This window comes from Streptomyces sp. NBC_00572 (assembly GCF_026341815.1).
In the GTDB taxonomy this organism is placed as follows: domain Bacteria; phylum Actinomycetota; class Actinomycetes; order Streptomycetales; family Streptomycetaceae; genus Streptomyces.
The window spans coordinates 6,279,912-6,296,456 of the sequence record NZ_JAPENX010000001.1 but is presented as its reverse complement, the minus strand read 5'-3'; the positions used below and the strand labels follow the sequence as shown (position 1 = coordinate 6,296,456).

At 72.4% G+C, this 16,545-nt stretch carries 11 protein-coding genes; 3 read left to right on the top strand and 8 right to left on the bottom strand.

Features of this window, described 5'->3' with window-relative positions:
* Positions 1 to 79 precede the first annotated feature (79 nt).
* Both OG514_RS28660 and OG514_RS28655 read right to left on the bottom strand, forming a co-directional pair.
* On the bottom strand, positions 80 to 571 hold the full coding sequence (locus tag OG514_RS28660) for an SAM-dependent methyltransferase (RefSeq protein ID WP_266899728.1): 492 nt from the start codon (positions 569 to 571) through the stop codon (positions 80 to 82).
* A 68-nt stretch (positions 572 to 639) separates the two neighbouring features.
* Entirely contained in the window at positions 640 to 1,005 is a 366-nt protein-coding gene (locus OG514_RS28655) for a hypothetical protein (RefSeq protein ID WP_266899726.1), read from the bottom strand.
* A gap of 143 nt (positions 1,006 to 1,148) precedes the next feature.
* On the opposite strand from OG514_RS28655, the gene OG514_RS28650 reads away from it, so the two are divergent.
* The gene (locus OG514_RS28650; RefSeq protein WP_266900996.1) at positions 1,149 to 2,846 is read left to right on the top strand and encodes an FAD-dependent monooxygenase; all 1,698 of its coding nucleotides are present in this window, start codon (positions 1,149 to 1,151) and stop codon (positions 2,844 to 2,846) included.
* A gap of 6 nt (positions 2,847 to 2,852) precedes the next feature.
* Here OG514_RS28650 and OG514_RS28645 read toward each other — a convergent pair whose 3' ends face one another.
* A complete protein-coding gene (locus tag OG514_RS28645; RefSeq protein WP_266899724.1) occupies positions 2,853 to 4,499 on the bottom strand; it encodes a glycosyl hydrolase family 8 in 1,647 nt (548 codons plus the stop codon).
* A gap of 146 nt (positions 4,500 to 4,645) precedes the next feature.
* Positions 4,646 to 5,857, bottom strand: a complete 1,212-nt coding sequence (locus OG514_RS28640) for a serine hydrolase (RefSeq protein WP_266899722.1) — start codon at positions 5,855 to 5,857, stop codon at positions 4,646 to 4,648.
* Between the two features lie 265 nt (positions 5,858 to 6,122).
* Between OG514_RS28640 and OG514_RS28635 the strand changes: the two genes are divergently transcribed.
* Positions 6,123 to 9,851, top strand: coding sequence for an FG-GAP-like repeat-containing protein (locus OG514_RS28635; RefSeq protein WP_266899720.1), 3,729 nt, complete (start codon positions 6,123 to 6,125; stop codon positions 9,849 to 9,851).
* A 55-nt stretch (positions 9,852 to 9,906) separates the two neighbouring features.
* Here OG514_RS28635 and OG514_RS28630 read toward each other — a convergent pair whose 3' ends face one another.
* On the bottom strand, positions 9,907 to 10,977 hold the full coding sequence (locus tag OG514_RS28630; RefSeq protein WP_266899718.1) for an AI-2E family transporter: 1,071 nt from the start codon (positions 10,975 to 10,977) through the stop codon (positions 9,907 to 9,909).
* A 172-nt stretch (positions 10,978 to 11,149) separates the two neighbouring features.
* Here OG514_RS28630 and OG514_RS28625 point away from each other — a divergent pair, with 172 nt between their 5' ends.
* Entirely contained in the window at positions 11,150 to 11,806 is a 657-nt protein-coding gene (locus OG514_RS28625) for a hypothetical protein (RefSeq protein WP_266899716.1), read from the top strand.
* 82 nt (positions 11,807 to 11,888) lie between these two features.
* Here OG514_RS28625 and OG514_RS28620 read toward each other — a convergent pair whose 3' ends face one another.
* The 3 genes from OG514_RS28620 to OG514_RS28610 form a co-directional block, all read right to left on the bottom strand.
* Entirely contained in the window at positions 11,889 to 13,229 is a 1,341-nt protein-coding gene (locus OG514_RS28620; RefSeq protein ID WP_266899714.1) for a serine/threonine-protein kinase, read from the bottom strand.
* A gap of 77 nt (positions 13,230 to 13,306) precedes the next feature.
* The gene (locus OG514_RS28615) at positions 13,307 to 14,104 is read right to left on the bottom strand and encodes a serine/threonine protein kinase (protein ID WP_266900995.1); all 798 of its coding nucleotides are present in this window, start codon (positions 14,102 to 14,104) and stop codon (positions 13,307 to 13,309) included.
* A gap of 363 nt (positions 14,105 to 14,467) precedes the next feature.
* Positions 14,468 to 16,516 (bottom strand): family 43 glycosylhydrolase, encoded by a 2,049-nt coding sequence (locus OG514_RS28610; protein ID WP_266899712.1) that lies wholly within the window; start codon positions 16,514 to 16,516, stop codon positions 14,468 to 14,470.
* Positions 16,517 to 16,545: the final 29 nt, after the last annotated feature.

Sequence of the window (16,545 nt, the reverse complement as noted above, 5' to 3'; positions counted from 1 at the left end):
ACGCACATTCACCACCGGGGAGCGGGGGCTCGGCGGTCCGACTCGCCCCGCTCCCCGCTCCCGGCTCCCGGCTCCCGGCTCAGTAGTAGTGACGCATGATCTCGTCCGCCCAGGCGGGCTGGGTGGTCGGGCCCTGGGGGCCGAACTCCGTCATGTACGGCTTGATGTCGAGGACCGGCGTGCCGGCGACCGCGTCCAGGCCCCGCACATGAAGGTCGAGCCCTTCCGTGCGGAGCAGCCGGCAGCGGGAGACGCCGATGCGGTTGGGGCGGTTCTTGCCGCGCTGGGCGAAGATCCCGACCAGCGGCCACTCCGTGTTTCCGCGCGGGTGGCGGGCGCCGGTCTGCACGGCGTCCGGTCGTACGCGGTCGAAGTGGTAGACCACCTCCAGGTGCGAGAAGGCGTCGAGACCGGCGAGCGCCTCGGGGCCGAAGGCCTCCGCGTCCAGCCGGATGACCGACACGACGTCGCCCCACTCGTCGTCCCGTACCTCGTCGCGTCCTCCGACCACATGGCCCACCGGGTGGGAGACGACTGTCGGCAGGGCGTGCCGGGTGTGCTCCTGTGTCATGGGTTTCTCGTCCTTCCTCCGACCCCGAGGGGTGCCCGACCGGCACCGTACCGTTCCTCGAACGGCCGTCAGATGCCGGGCCCGTACCCCGGATCGGGGCCCTGGCGCGGATGCCACACGGCCGCGACGGCCCACAGGCCGAGCGCGACGACGGCCGCGCAGACGAGGAACGCCGCCCAGGGGCGCAGCCACCGCGTCGCGGCCGCCCAGGTCATGGGCGGGACGAGGAGGCCCGCGAGGAGGATCAGCGGTACCTCGACGAGGATGACACTCCAGTCCCGTGCGTGTGCCTCGAACCCTCCCTCGACGCTGTACGCGGCCCGGGGCAGTGCGAAGACCGCCGCGGCGACAGCCCCGGCGAGGGCGAGCAGACAGCCGACGGCGCTCTCCGTCCGGCCGTCGCCGTCCGCATCGGGGTCGGGGTTCTCGCTCATGCCCGGGAGGGACGCCGGGCATGCCCATCCGGTTCCGTACACCGGTTCGGTACGGCATCACCGACCGGTACGGCAGTCCTACGCGCGCGTGCGGCCGCCCCGCCGCACGGCTCGCCGAACGGGCGGACCCGGGTGACCATGGAATGCGGGCCCTGCCCGGAAGCCGGCCAGCACTGGAGGAACCCGTGGCGCACTCCGGCACCACCACCGACGTACTGATCGTGGGCGCGGGGCCGGTAGGCCTGAGCGCCGCCGCCGAGCTGCGCCGCCACGGCGTGCGCTGCCGGCTCGTCGACCGGTTGCCGGCCCGGCTCCCGTACGCGAAGGCGGTCGGGATCCAGCCGCGCACCCTGGAGGTATGGGACCGGATGGGCCTGGTCCGTGCCGTCCTGGAGGCCGCCGTCCCGATGCGCGGCCAACTGACCTATGTCAACGGCAGGGAGGCGGCGCGCCTCGACCTGGAGCTGCCTCCGGAGGTGCCGTACGGCTTCGCCGCGTTGCCGCAGTACGAGACCGAGCGGCTCCTGGAGGAGTACCTCGCCGGGCTCGGGACGGTCATCGAACGCGACACCGAGCTGGTCTCGTTCACCCAGGACCCGGACGGGGTCACCGCACGGTTGCGCACCGCGTCGGGGGCGGCCGAAGAGCTGCGGGTCCGGTATCTGGTCGGTTGCGACGGGGCGCACAGCATCGTCCGCAAGACGCTCGGCCTGTCGTACGAGGGCGGCGCGTTCCCGGACACGTACATGCTCGGCGACGTCGAGACCGATGCGGACTGGGACCTGCCCCAGGGGTACGCACTCCGCTCCGAGCACCGCGCCGACGACGGTTCCCTCGACGACGTGCTGGTCTGCATCCCGCTGCCGGGAGCAGGCCGCTATCGGATGTCCATGAACGTCCCGCCCGAACTGGCGGCACCGGTGGCGGCGTCGGACGGTGTCGCCCACGGTCTCGACGACGGAGACGGTCCGGAGCTTTCGCACCTGCAGGCGGTCGTCGACCGGCTGGCGCCGCGCCCCACCCGGCTCTCCGGTCTCCGCTGGTCCTCGGTCTTCCGCGTCAGCCACCGCATCGTCGACCGCTACGGCGAGGGGCGGGTGTTCGTCGCGGGCGACGCCGCCCACATCCACCCGCCCACCGGCGCCCAGGGCATGAACACCGGTGTCCAGGACGCCGCCAATCTGGCCTGGAAGCTCGCCCTCGTGGTGCGGGGCGAGGCCGGGCCTGCGCTGCTCGGCAGCTATGACGCCGAGCGCCGGCCGGTGGGCGAGGAGGTCGTGGGCCGTACCGTGCGGCACTCCACCCGGGGGTTCGAGAACGACCCGGCCGACCGGCGGACCCTGATCCTCCGCGAGGCCCAGCTGCTCGTCGGCTACCGCGACGGTCCGCTCGCCGACGTGCCGTACGGCCCGGTCGACGCGCCGCAGCCCGGCGACCGGGCCCCTGACTGCACCGGGCTGACCACGCCGATCGCCGCCTACCCGCTGCGACTGCTCGACGTGCTGCGCCGCCGCCCGGGGCATGTGGTCGTGCTGTACGGAGCCGAGGGCCCCGAGCTGGCCGCCGCGGCGTCGGAGGCGAGGGCCTGCTGTGGGCTGCTTCCCCTCGACGTCCTCGCCGTACTCCCCCCGGCCGGCGATCCACAGGATCCCGTTTCCCTCGGCGTTCCGGCGTACCGCGACGCCGCCGGGGAGTTCGCTCGGCTCTATCTCCCCGACGGCGCCACCGGCTTCGTCGTACGCCCCGACGGGCAGCTCGCCGCCCGGTTCCCGCTCGGCGGGACCGCGGCGGCCCTGTCCGGCTACCTCAGGGCGCTGCCCGTGCCGCTGGGTCCTGTCTGACGGTCCCTACGGGACCCAGTGGTTGCCCGAGGCCGTGATCATGACCTGGAGCTGGATGCTCGCGGAGAAGTAGCTGCTGGTGTCGATCGGGGTGGCCAGCATCTTGTTCCACAGCGCGTCCAGCCAGGCCTGGCTGCCCGAGTCGGTCATGGCCGCCACAGCGAACGGGGCGAAGAAGGCGGCCTCGCTGCCCGCGGAGATCTGGGTGCCGTTGAGCTTGTAGCCGATGGCGATCTTGTTCGGGTCGCCGCCCGTCTTGGTCTTGATCCAGCTGTTGAGCTTCCGGGCGGCCGCCAGCGAGGTGGCGTCACCGCTGGTCACCGCGTCGTCGGCGATGCGCCAGGGGGTGCGACAGGCGTTCCACCAGAAGGCGCCGTCGTTGGGGTCCTCCAGGACCTGGCCGGGTGCGGGCTTGGGCGTGGTGTTGGTGTCGACCACGAAGTCGGGGAGGAGTCCGGTGCCGGAGGCGTAGGTCGACTGGAGGCGGGAGATCTGGGTCTGGTGCGCGGTGCGCACGGCGTCCCAGGTCGTGTCGCCCGAGGCCGTGCGGAAGGCGCGGAAGTGGTCGACCATCCAGTCCGAAGTACGGGTGATGTAGTAGTACTGGTCGCCGGAGCTGCTCCAGTCTCCGAGCTTCAGGAGCTTGGTCGTGGGGTTGAGTTCGTCCTTCTTGATCGCGGCGATGTGCTTGAGCGCGAGGTCCTTGTAGTTGTAGGTGCCGGTGCTGCCCCACTGCTTGTCGGCGAGGAGCAGGCCGTAGGCCACGTCCATGTCGCCGTCGGTGGCGCCGTCACCGCCGTTGACGCTCTTGCAGGCGACGTCCTGTTCGGCGGCGAGCAGGTTCGGGTTGACGGAGGACGGGTGGTCGATCTTCCACTTCACGAGGCCGTCGAAGATCTTCTTCGCGTCGGGGTCGGCACCGGCCATGGTCGCGGTGACGACCATGCCGTACCCCTGCGCCTCGGCGACGTACGGGTGATCGGCGTCGGGCGAGATGATCTGGTACCAGCCGTTGCCGCAGTTCTGCCGGACGAAGGCCGACTTCCACTTGTTGTAGTACTCGACGACCTTCTGGTCGGTCGTGGCCTGAGAGCCTGAGGGCTTCAGCATGCCGGCGGTGTAGGGCTTGAGGTGACTGCCGAAGGGGACGGCCGTCCCGCCGCCCCCGCCGCCGCCGGTGGGCGCGCCGTACACCTCGAACTCCCAGAGGGAGTAGCCGTACGCCGTGCCGCGGCCGGTGCCGTACATGCGGACGTAGCGGCCGCTGCCGGAGACCGTCAGGTCATCGGTCGCGCCGTCACCCGCGGTGGTGGAGTAGACGTCCGACCAGGTCGACCCGTCGGCCGAGGTCTGTATCCGGTAGGTCTTCCCGTACGCGTCCTCCCAGTTGAGCTTGATGCGGGAGATCGTGTGGTTGGCCCCGAGGTCGATGCGGATCCACTGCGGGTCGACCCCTTCGAGGCTCGCCCAACGAGTGCCCGTGTTTCCGTCCACCGCGAGACCGGGCCCGAAGGCCGAGGTCTCGACGGACGAGGCCGTCACCGTCTTGCCGGTGGACACCAGACCGTCGGCGGCCTGTGCCTGTGGCAGCACCGTCAGGGGCAACGCCAGCAGACCTGCGAGCCCGAGAAGCGAGACGCTTCGTCGACGCATGACAACTCCCTTTCCCTCCATGGCCAATGGTTAGGAAATATTCCTAACCATTGGCCGGGAGAGTAGAGAGACCGGCAGTCCTGCGCAAGACCCCGCACGACAACCGGGACCCACCCTCCGGTGCGGGCACTACCTTTGACGGTCCGTCACTTCGCGCACAGCGCCGTGTCGACGACCGCGTCCGCGCTGGTGAAGCCCTTCGCCGTGGGCGGCCGGAGAGCGGTGACGGCGATGGTGGCGGCGCGCCCTCGGTCGGTGACTCCGGGGTAGGTGTGATAGCCGGGAATGTTGCCGCCGTGTCCCCACATCACACCGCCACAACTGAGCGGCGTACTGATGAGCCCGAGGCCGTATCGGCTGCCGGGCGTGGATCCGGAGCCGTCGTCCGGGATCTCCACGGTGGTACGCATCTGGGCGAGCTGCGCGGGCTTCAGGAGCTCGCCGCCGATCAGGGCGGAGAAGAAGCGGTTGAGGTCGCCCGGGGTGGAGACCAGCTGCCCCGCCGCCCATCCCCACGACGGGTCGATCCTGGTGATGTCGGTCGGCGGCGCCCCGGGCCCGCTCGCGTGGTAACCGCGCGGGTGCGCCTCCCGGATGCCCTCCTCGCCCACATCGGGGAAGTAGGTGTGCCGCAGCCCGACGCGATCGACGACCCGCTTCGTGATCTGCTCGGCGATCGGGCGACCGGTGACCTTCTCGACGAGCAGCCCGGCGACGACGTAGTTGGTGTTGCTGTACGACCAGCGCGCCCCGGGGGCGAACTCGGCCCTGCGCTCCAGGGCCACGTCGAGCAGAGTGCGGGGCTGGTAGTAGGTGTGCCGCTGCTCGCCGAAGACCCGGTCCATCAGGACGCTCGTGTACTCGGGCAGACCGCTGGTGTGCTGCAGCAGTTGGCGGACGGTGATGCGCCGGCCGTCGATGCCGTCACCGCGCAGCAGTCCCGGCAGATAGCGCTCGACGGGGGCGTCGAGCGCGACCTTCCCCTCACCCACCAGCTGCAGGACCACCACGGCCGTGAAGGTCTTGGTGTTGCTGCCCACCCGCACCTGCCCGTCGACCGGCACTTTCGCCCCGGTCCTGAGGTCCCCGACTCCGGCGGTGTGGTTCCGGGTCCGGCCGTCGCGCCCGGTGGTGGCGAGGAGTGCGGCGGGGAAGCCGTCCTCGGTCACCACGCGCTCCAGACCCGCACGGACGGCGTCGCGCGGCCCGTGCGCCGGGGCGGACGAGGCGGCCGTCGCGGGCACCGAGACGGCGACGGCCAGCGCGGCGGCGATCGCGGCCACGGCGCCCGCCCGCCCGCGGCGTCCGGACGGCCCCGTTCCGTCTGTGGGCCGGCTCTTCCGCGTACGCATGGACATGGGTGAACTCCCCTGCTCGACAGGCCGGTCACCTCGCTGCACCGGCTCCGCCAAGCCTCGCCGTCCAAGATCAACGGAACCAACCAGCCAGCTCCTGCATCCTCCCTGGGGACAACCCCACGCCCCCGCGGGGGCTGGACGCCCGCCCCTCCGTTCCCTCCCGGGAGCCGTTAGCGGAACGACAGTGAAACGTCAGCGTGGATCGCGAGGCTGGTGGCCGACCGTGCCCAACGGACCCGACTCCACCCCCACGCAAAGGGCCTTCATGCGACGTTTCCTCAGGGCGACAGCCCTGTCCCTGGCCGGTGCGCTGCTCGCCGGCGGAGTGGCGGCCTCGGTGGCGCCCTCGGTCGCGGTCGCCGCGCCCGCCGCCGGCGGACCTCCCACCGACACCACCGTCGTGATCCAGAGCGTCGGCGACGACACCGAGAACGGCCGGGGAGGCGGCGGCCACCAGATCTCGGGGACCGAACTCCTCTTCCGGGCCTCGCCTCCCAAGGGGGACGAGTCGGACCAGTGGTGGTACCTCCAGACGTCGCCGAACAGCAACGGCACCTACAAGGTGAAGAGCCGTACCAAGGACGACCGTTGCATGGGACGGGACTCCAACGCCGAGGGCGAGGCGCGTCTCGCGTTCCGGGACTGCGCCGGGTCCGGCACGGACTGGGTGTTCGAACAGGTGAAGGGCGAGCGGTACCGGATCCGCCCGTTCGGTTACCAGGAGTTCCTGCAGACGCCCCTGGACCGGTCGGTCAGCAGTGATGTCACGTTCCCGACCGCGCAGGCGACCGGCGAGCGGCAGCTCTGGTACGTCTCCCGGGCGGAGCCCACCCGCCGGGCCCTGCCCGCCGACCCGACGTTCGACCAGGTGACGTACCTGACCGCGCACAACGCCTTCAACAACCCCGGCGACATGGGTGTGATGTTCCCGACCCAGAACCAGGGGATTCCCGTCGGGGCCCAGCTGAACATGGGCGTACGGGCCCTGATGCTCGACACCTACCAGCGCAACGGCAGGGTCAGGCTCTGCCACCCCCCGGGCCAGAACGCGGATCTGTGCCCGCCGACGTCCCAGCCCCTGTCCGAGGTGTTCACCACGATCGCCGACTTCCTCAAGGCCCCGGGCAACGAACGGGAGATCGTCACGGTCTTCTTCGAGGACTACACCTCGGCCGCGGACATGACCGCCGAGGTCGGCGACGACCTCGGCCCCGGCGGTCAGCTCGACGGTCTGGTGTTCAACCCCTCCGCCACCCCGTGGGACGTCCAGAGCAAGGGTTGGCCCCGGATCTCCCAACTCGTCGCGGAGAACGACCGGCTGCTGCTCTTCTCCAGCTCGGGCGACAAGACCGGCCTGGGGATCATGCACCAGAAGACGTGGACGGCCGAGAACTACTGGTCGATGGGCGCCCCCACCGGCAACTCCGACTGGACCTGCGTCACCCGCTGGGACGACGTCCCGCTGTCCAGGGAGGAGCCGAAGTTCCGTCGTCTGTTCGTCATGAACCACTTCCGTGACGCCGCCATCGGGGTGACCCCGGGCAACGACAACGAGAAGATACTGAACCGGGCACAGCGGTTCTGCACGCCGGCCGCACGCAGGAAGCCGAACTTCCTGGCCGTCGACGCCGTCACCGCCGGCAATCCGATGAGCGCGGTCGAAACGCTCAACCAGTACGAGGACCACAGCGACACCCCCGGCTTCGGCGGAACCCCCGACGTGCAGAGCGAGAACTGGCACGTCCCGAACCTGACCGTGATGCCGCTCGGCGACTCCATCACCGAAGGCGCCGGAAGCAGCACCCGGTCCAGCTACCGCGCCGCCCTCTGGCCGCAGCTCGTGCCCCGCGCGGACCTGCTCGACTTCGTCGGTTCGCAGAAGCACGGTGTGCTGCCGGACACCGACCACGAAGGTCATTCGGGCTGGCTCATCGAGGGCCTCGCCGCGAACATCGACACGTGGCTGGAGGCGGCGAAGCCCAATGTCGTCCTGCTGCACATCGGCACGAACGACATGGACCGCGACCACCAGGTCGCCACCGCCCCGGCGCGGCTCGCCTCCCTCGTCGACCAGATGATCGCCGCGTCCCCGCAGACCACGATCGTCGTCGCCACCCTCGTCCCCTCGTCCTCACCGGCCGTGCAGGCCCGGATCGACGCGTACAACGCGCAGATCCCCGGGATCGTCGCGGCCCGGCAGGCCCAGGGCCACAAGGTCGGTCTCGTCAGCATGGGGTCGCTGAACGTGGGCGACCTGCGGGACCGGCTGCACCCCAACGACGGCGGCTACGTGAAGATGGCCGGCGTCTTCGCCGAGGGCATCGCACAGGTGGCCCGCGGCGGCTGGATCAGCCCGCAGGTGACGGTGCGGCCCGCGCCGCCGCGCGCCGGTCTCGGTGACTACCAGGTCGACCTGAACGCCGACGGGCGCGCCGACTATCTGACGGTCGACGCCGCCGGCGCCGTACGGGCGTGGCTCAACAAGGGCGGTGACGGCCGCGGCGGCTGGACCGACGCGGGGCAGATCGCGTCCGGGGTGCCGCTGGCGGGCGGCCAGGTCCGGTTCGCCGACGTCAGCGGCGACGGATACGCGGACTATCTCGTCGTCGACCCCAACGGGGCCGTGCGCGCCTGGCTCAACAAGGGCGGTACGGGCGTCGCGGGTTGGACGGCCGCCGGGCAGATCGCCTCGGGCGTGACCCTGGCGGGTGGTCAGGTGCGGTTCGCCGACATCAACGGGGACCGGTACGCGGACTACGTGGTCGTCGATCCCGACGGGGCGGTGCGCGCCTGGCTCAACAAGGGCGGTACGGGCATCACGGGCTGGACGGCCGCCGGGCAGATCGCCTCCGGCGTCGGCGTTCCGTCCGACCAGGTGCGGTTCGCCGACGTCAACGCCGACGGGTACGCGGACTACCTGGTCGTCGACGCCGGCGGCGCCGTGCGCGCCTGGCTCAACAAGGGCGGCACCGGCACCGCCGGCTGGACCAGCGCCGGGCAGATCGCCTCCGGCGCGGACGCCCCCGGCTCCTCCGTGCGGTTCGCGGACATCGACGCCGACCGGCGCGCCGACTACCTGGTCGTCGACGCCGGCGGCGCCGTCCGCGCCTGGCTCAACAAGGGCGGCGACGGCGGCGGTGTCGGCGGAGGCGGCTGGACGGCCGCCGGAACCCTCGCGACCGGCGCCGGAGTGCCCGCCGCGCAGGTGCGGTTCGCGGACGTCAACGCGGACCGCAGGGACGACTACCTCGTCGTGGCCGCCGACGGCTCCGTACGCGCCTGGCTCAACAACGGCGTCGCCGGGAGCTGGACCTCGCTCGGCCAGATCATCGCGGCCATGGGCGCCCCCGGCGACCAGGTCCGCTTCGCCGACCTCAACGCGGACGGCCGGGCCGACTACCTGACCGTCGCCGCCGACGGCTCCCTGCGTGCCTGGCTCAACAACGGCGTCGGCGCGGGGTGGACGTCCCTGGGGGCGTACGCCTCCGGTACGGGCGCCCCCGGTGACCAGGTCCGGCTCGCCGACATCGACGCGGACGGCCGCGCGGACTACCTCACCGTCGCCGCCGACGGCTCGGTGCGGGCCTGGCTCAACCAGGGCGGCAACGGCAACGGCGGCTGGACCGCCGCCGGCCAGATCGCGTCCGGTACGGGCGCCGCGGGCAGCACCGTCCGCTTCGTGGACCTCAACGCGGACGGGCGGGCCGACTACCTCACCCTCGCCGCCGACGGCTCCGCGAAGGCCTGGCTCAACAAGGACGGGGCCGGCAACTGGACGGCCCTCGGCGGGTACGCGCCGGCCCTCGGCGCACCGGGTGCGCAGGTGCTGTTCGCCGAGGCCAACGGCGACGGCCGGACGGACTACCTGACGGTCGGGGCGGACGGATCCGTCCGGGCCTGGATCAACGACGGCGCCGCGATCAGCGGCGGTTGGTCCACCGTCGGCACGATCGCCTCCGGTGTGGGGGTGCCCGGCAGTCAGGTCCACATCTGACCGGTCGGCACCGAAGGGGGGTGGTGAGGGGCTCCGCGCCCCTCACCACCCCGCATCAGCTCTCCGGCGCCGCCGCCGCACGGGCCTCCCGCAGCGCCGTGTGGACCGACCAGACCACCGAGACCAGCGGTACGGCCACCACGGCGCCCACGATGCCGGCGGCGATCGAGCCCGCGATCACCGTGATCGCCACGACCAGCGGATGGAGCCGTACGGCCCAGCTCATGACGATCGGGTGCAGCAGATGGCCCTCGATCTGACCGATCACCACGATCAGGCCGACCACGATCCCGGCCACCAGCGGCCCCTGCGAGGCCAGCGCCACGACGGCGGCGACCGCGAGGGCGATCGGCGAGCCGATCAGGGGCACGAACGCGGCCAGGAACTCCAGGAGGGCCAGCGGAACCGCCAGCGGAACGCCGAGGAGCCACAGGGCGATCCCGACGAGCACCGCGTTCACGGCCGCCACCAGGACGATCCCGTGGGTGTAGCCGGTGAAGGTCCGCCAGGCCGCGCCCCCGCCGACGGCCACCCGGTCACGGACCGACGCGGGGAGCTGTTCCTTGAACCAGGCCCACTGCCGGTCGCCCGAGTGGATGAAGAACACCGCGGAGAACAGCGCGAGGGCCAGCGTCGTCAGCACGGCCACCACATGATGGGCGCCGCTCAGAGCCGTACTGACCAGGATCGAGCGGTGGCTGGAGAGGAACTGTCCGATCCTGGCCTGGAGGTCGGACAGCGCCCCCGGCTCCAGCCGGAACGGCGGCCGCTCCAGCCAGTCCTCGATCCGGATGATCCCCGTACGGAACTCGCGCACGAGGGTCGTCCGCTCCCCCGCCACCGCCTCGCCCACCAGCGTCAGCACGCCGAGGACGAGCGCGATGCTTCCCAGCACGGTGAGGGCGACCGCGAGCGGCCGGGGCAGCCCCCGGGCGACCACGTCGGCCACGGGGCGGAGCAGTGCGGTGATCACGAGCCCCAGGAACACGGCCACGCCGATCTCGTGGAAGCGCCCGAGCACCGCGAACAGGCTGTACACGAGCGCGCCGACGACGAGCAGTCGCCACGCGTAGGCGGCGGCCGTACGAAGGAAGGGGGTGACCGTCGGTGCTGTGCCTGGCTGCATCCCACCGACCTACCACCCACGGCGACCACCTGTCGTGAGGATCACAGGTCCGATGCCGGGAACTCCGCCGATCGGCGGTGCGGCCCCGGGAAGAATGGGCACTCGATCGGAGTCCTCACGCTCGGGGGAATGTGACGTGTCCAGGCTGAACCGATGGTGTGTCGTCCTTGCCGTGACCGCCCCGCTGGCGCTCGCCGGCTGCAGCAGCCCACCGCCCGCACTGGAGTTCGGGACGGCCGAGCCGTCGGGCCCCCGGCTCGCCGCGCAGCCCGCGGCCAACGGCTCGCTGCCCGTGGCCCAGTGGCCGAACGCCTGCGAGGTGCTGAGCGACACGGAGATCCACGCGATCCTGCCGCAGGCGACCGACTTCGAGCGCGAGCCCCTGAAGGTCACCATCATGAACTTCAACCCGCTGACCGAGTCCGCTCCCGGCACGACCGGCGACGTGGCCGCCGGCGGCTGCTCGTACAAGTTCGGGCTTCCCTCCGAGTACGAGAGCAAGCGCAACAGCAGCATCAAGCTGACCTTCACGGCCATCGCCGACCCCGCCCTCGTACGGGAGAGCTACGGGGAGGACATGAAGGACGCGCGCGAGCAGGCGACCCGGCTCAAGAAGGAGTTCCGCGACCTCGGGGCCGCGCTGGGTGCGGAGGGCTGCTTCCTGCCGGACCTCTCGGAGGGACCGACCTGCTTCCGGGGGCCGTACAAGTTCGAGGTGGACGGCATGTCCACGGCGGACGGCGTCGGGGAGTACCCGGAGTCGAAGAAGAGCTGGAGCGACAAGGTCCTCACCCACGTCGCACGGACGGTCAGCGCCCGCATTCCCTAGGGGGTGTCTTGCCGATCCGGCCTGATCGGCAAGACACGCCCTAGCGCTCCACGCCTTCCGTGGCCTCCGCGCCGTCCGTCCGTCAGGAGGCGGGGTGCGCGCATCGCGGGAGCACCGGGCGGTCCTTCGTCCGGACCGCCGGCAGCCAGGCCTGCCGGGCGGGCCCGCCCGGCAGGCGGACGCGGAACCAACGGGTCGACTCCAGGTCCTCCTCGTCGATGATCGCCCGGCCGCGGGGGACCTCGCAGTCGGCGTCGAGGAGGTCGCCGTGCCAGACCCGGGTGGGGACGACGTTCTCGGCGGTGTACGGCCGCAGGGGGTCGATCGCCAGGCCCAGACTGCACTGTGGGTCCCGGTCGGCGCGGTCCTGGCAGCCCCGCTCGGCGTTGAACACCCGGATCCGGACCGGGGATCCGGCAGAACCGTCCCCCCGCCCGGGCCCTCCGTCCCGTCCCGCGTACGTCCACGTCGCCGCGGCGACCGCCCCGCACACCGTGGCGGCGAGGAGCACGGACCGGGCCCGCCGCCCCCGTCGAACGGTACGGAGCGCCGGCGCGAGCTCTCGTGCCTCGTGGGCGGCGATCCGCCCGCGCAGACTCTCGGCCGTGTGCGCGGCGCGGTCGGCGTGGGTGGGGGCGAGGCAGTCGGCGGCCAGGGCCCGCCAGAACTCCGGGACCGACTGGTCCATCCGGAGCGGCGCGCGCCCCTGCGCGTACTCCTGTACGGCAGCTCCCCGCGCCATCGGCGTGGCGCCGGTGAACGGCGGGGCACCGGACGCGAAGACCTCGTGGATCACGATGCCCAGGGCCCAGATGTCGGCGCTCGGCCGGACCTCCACGCCCAGCTCTCCCAGTGGGCCCTTCCACCGCTCGGGCGGGAGGTAGTCCAGGGTGCCCATCGGGGGTGCGTACCCGTGCGTTCCCGTCAGCTCGGTGGCGAGCCCGAAGTCCGAGAGCCTCACCGCACCGTCCTGGCCGATCAGGACGTTCTCCGGCTTGAGGTCGGCGTGCACCCAGCCGGCCGCGTGCAGATGGGCGAGACCCTCGCAGATCCCGGCGATCAGCCGACCGCCCTCGGCCTCGGCCAGCCCGGCGCCGATCAGGTCCCGCAGAGTGCAGCGGGCGCGCTCCATGACCAGGACGATCGCGCCGTCCAGTGCCGGATGACCGGGTGAGGTGAGCACGAACGAGTCGATCAGTCGCACGAGCCTCGGATGGGCTGCCCCGCGGCCGAGTTCGACCTCACGCCGGGCCGCTTCGGCCACGCGAGCCGCTTGGCGGGGTGCGAGTCCCGCGGTCGGCATGACCTTGAGCGCGACCTCGTCCCGCGCCGCGGGCCCTTCCCCTTCGGCCGCCGGCCGGCCCGCGTACACGGTCGCCCAGCCGCCTGACCCGATCGGCTCGGCGACCAGCCAGTTCCCCAACCGGTATCCCTCGGGCAGGAGTTCCGTGCGTTCACTCCCCCACGACGTGCTCCGGCCCCCCACCGGCACCACCGCCCCTACCGTCCCCGTGCGGCCGGTTCGGCCCGGGGCGGCAGCAGTGCGAGGTGTTCCTCCCGTACGATCCCGAATCTCAGCGCGACGCCGACCACGGCCTCGCGCTTGCCGTGCCGACGGTCCCCCCGGCCCGCGTCGGAGACCGGGCCGCCACCGACCCTCAGCTTCTCCTCGGCGAGGTAGTCGATGTGCGAACTCACCGCCCGGGGAGTGAGCTTGGCGCAGGCGGAGTGCCCTCTGAGCCGTTCGACGACCTGCGGGGTCGTCGGCACCGCCACCGGGGACTGGTCGCGTAACCAGGGTTCGCAGAGCGCGGCGAGGACCAGGAAGTACGTGGCCGTCTCGTCGAGCGAGTACGCCGTGACCGTACGACTCTCCCAGGAGCCGCTCATGCCGTGCGGATCGAGGTAGACGTGGTCGGGAGCGAACACCTGGAAGGAGACGGTGGTGTCACGGCGCGTGGGCAGCACCACCCGGGAGAACTCGAACGGGATCGGCGCACCGGCCCGACGGGGAGGCACCCGCAGGTACTCGCCCGCGCCTTCCGGGTTCTCCACGAGATAGCTGTGGGTCGTGCTGTGGTTGCTCAACTGCCAGTGGTCGTCCGTGACGCGGATCTCGCCCGCGAGGCGGGAGATCGCCTCGTCGGCGAGACGGAGCTCGACCGGGGTCCGCGACGAGCCGCGCCCGAAGCGCGCCCGCTCCCCAGGGCCCAGCCTGAGGGTCACCGCCTCACCGTACGGCTCTCCGTCGACGACGCCGCCGCTCCCCTGCGGCAGATGGACGACTATGCCGCTCACCGATCCCCCGTCCCGCGCGTTGACAGCTGTCATGCACACAGAACGCTACCGGTAGTACGCGGAGGTTCACCGTATGGCATCGGCCACTTCCGTGCCCCGGCCGAACCGTGCGCAAGCGGGAGAAGGGTGAGCGGCTCCGCTCGGTCCGCCTGGGCGAACTCGTCCGCCGGACGGGGGATGTCGGGACCGCCGCTCCCGTTGGGTTCCTCTAGGGCCGCGAGGGTGGGCGCGGGGGCGGCGGTCTCCAGGGCCTGGGCGGCCGTGGGTACGGCGAGCAGCGCGGCGGCCACACCGAGGACGAACGAGAGCCGAAGGCGTTTCGGTTTCGTCGAACGCACTCCTTCGGGCCGGGAGACATCGGCGTCAGTAGGCGGGGACGCCCGGCCGGAGCGGGGCGACCGCCCGGTCGCCGAACGAGGTCCAGGGGCGCCAGCCGCCGCTGGGCCGGTCCTGTACGCGGGTACGGATCCGGCCGTCCGCCGTCACCGCGAAGACGTGCAGCCGACCGGTGGCGTCGGCCGCGGCCGACGGCGTGCCGGCGAGCAGGACGCCCGGCTCGCCGAAGTCGTCGCCGGGATCCCAGGGGCCACCGGGCGTGCGGTGCCACCGGTGGCTGATTCGCGCGCCCCCTGGGGACAGCGCGAAGGCCTCCAGGCGCCCGTCGGCGCTGGGCGCGAGCAGCGGGGCCGCCTCCGTCCAGCCGAACAGCGATTGCCAGGCGTCCCAGCCGCCGCTGGGCACGGACTGGCGGCGGTGGAAGGCCCCCACGCCCGACGGGCCGATCGCGACGACGGCGAGCCTGCCGCTGCCGTCACGGGCCACGCGGGGCGCGGCGCCGGCCGCGGTCCCGAACGCGTTCCACTCGGCCCAGGGGCCGTTGGCCGACGTCTGCCACCGGTGGTGGAGCGCCGCCCCGCCCGGCGCCAGGACGAACACCTCCAGGCGGCCGTCGTCGTTGGCCGCGACAACGGGCGGCGCACCGGCCGGACCGCCGAATCCGGCGGCCCAGGGCTCCCAGACCGACGACCCCGGGGACGACTGCCTCCGTCGCGCGACGGAGGCGCCTCCCGGGCCGAGGGCGAAGACCTCGAGGCGGCCGTCGGCGTTGCGGGCGACGGCGGGGGCCGCGCCCGCCGGACCGCCGAACTCCTCCCAGTCCCGCCAGCCGCCGTCCGGGCGCTGCGCCCGGTGGTGCAGGTTGACGCCACCCGGGGCGAGCGAGAAGACCTCCAGACGGCCGTCGGCGTCACGGCCCAGCGTGGGCACGGCCCCGGCCGGCCCGCCGAAGGCCTCCCACTCCGCCCACGTGTCGGTGGACGGGTCGAGCTGGACGCGCCGCAGCATCGAGCGGTCACCGGCGTCGAGCGCGAAGACGGTCAGGCGGCCGTCGACGTCGAGCCCGGCGACGGGGTTGTCCGGGCTCTGCCACGACGGTGGTGTGTCCCGCCAGGCCAGCGGAGCCACGTACAGCCCGCGCCGGAACCATCCGGCGGCGCTCGCGTACCAGGCTTCCCCGTCGGCGAAGACCTCGACGGCATGACCGGCGAGGTGACCCGCGTACCCGGTCAGGTCGAAGTGGAAGGGGTCGCGCGAGGCCAGCACGTCGGTGCCCTCGTAGCCGTTGCGCGGACCGATGAACAGGTAGTACCAGCCGTCCCGTTCGACGACGAACGGCGACTCGGTCACCGAGACGGTCGCGTCCGAGCTCGCGTCGGTGAACGCGACGCCCGGCGCGCTCCAGTGGACCAGGTCGGCGGACCGCCGGTGGGACACGACATGGTGGCCGCCCGGGCCGGACAGTTCGGTGTAGTACATGACCCACTCGCCGCCGATCCGGACGACCATCGGGTCGCGGGCCGCGAGCCCCCGGAAGAGGGGACCGGACGGTTCACGGGTCCAGGTGACCAGGTCGGTCGAGGTCGCGAGGTTGATCGCGGCACCGCCGGCGCCACCCGCGGCGTAGAACATCCAGAACGTGCCACCCGCCTCGACGACATGCGGCGCCCACAGATGTTCCTCCCCGAAGTAGGAGGGGTCGACGGTGAGGGCGTCGGCGTGGCTGGTCCACGGCCCGTGCGGAGTCGCCGCGGAGGCATGGGCGAAGGCGATCTCCCCCGAGCTGTCGGGGGACTCGCCGGGCGGGGCGCTGTCCCCGACGATGCTGAACAGGTGCCAGCGGCCCTGGGCCTTGATCACCGTGTGGTCGTTGAGATAGCGCGGACGGGTGGGGGTGGACGGGTCGTAGACGTGGGTGAAGGGTGCGGCCGCGCCGATCCATGAAGCGGGCGGTACAGCGGGGGTGCGGGCCGCGATGCCGGCCGTGGTCGCGGCGGCTCGGCCGGGGAGCAGCAGAGGGAGCGCGCCCGCCCCTGCGGCGCCGCGCAACAGGTTCCGTCGGCTGATCGGATGCATGCTCGTCTCTCCAGAGGGCCCTCGTGGCC

Coding starts and splice junctions, on each gene's coding strand:
- OG514_RS28660 (WP_266899728.1), bottom strand. CDS start 571: ATGACACAGGAGCACACCCGGCACGCCCTGCCGACAGTCGTCTCCCAC.
- OG514_RS28655 (WP_266899726.1), bottom strand. CDS start 1,005: ATGAGCGAGAACCCCGACCCCGATGCGGACGGCGACGGCCGGACGGAG.
- OG514_RS28650 (WP_266900996.1), top strand. CDS start 1,149: ATGCGGGCCCTGCCCGGAAGCCGGCCAGCACTGGAGGAACCCGTGGCG.
- OG514_RS28645 (WP_266899724.1), bottom strand. CDS start 4,499: ATGCGTCGACGAAGCGTCTCGCTTCTCGGGCTCGCAGGTCTGCTGGCG.
- OG514_RS28640 (WP_266899722.1), bottom strand. CDS start 5,857: ATGTCCATGCGTACGCGGAAGAGCCGGCCCACAGACGGAACGGGGCCG.
- OG514_RS28635 (WP_266899720.1), top strand. CDS start 6,123: ATGCGACGTTTCCTCAGGGCGACAGCCCTGTCCCTGGCCGGTGCGCTG.
- OG514_RS28630 (WP_266899718.1), bottom strand. CDS start 10,977: ATGCAGCCAGGCACAGCACCGACGGTCACCCCCTTCCTTCGTACGGCC.
- OG514_RS28610 (WP_266899712.1), bottom strand. CDS start 16,516: ATGCATCCGATCAGCCGACGGAACCTGTTGCGCGGCGCCGCAGGGGCG.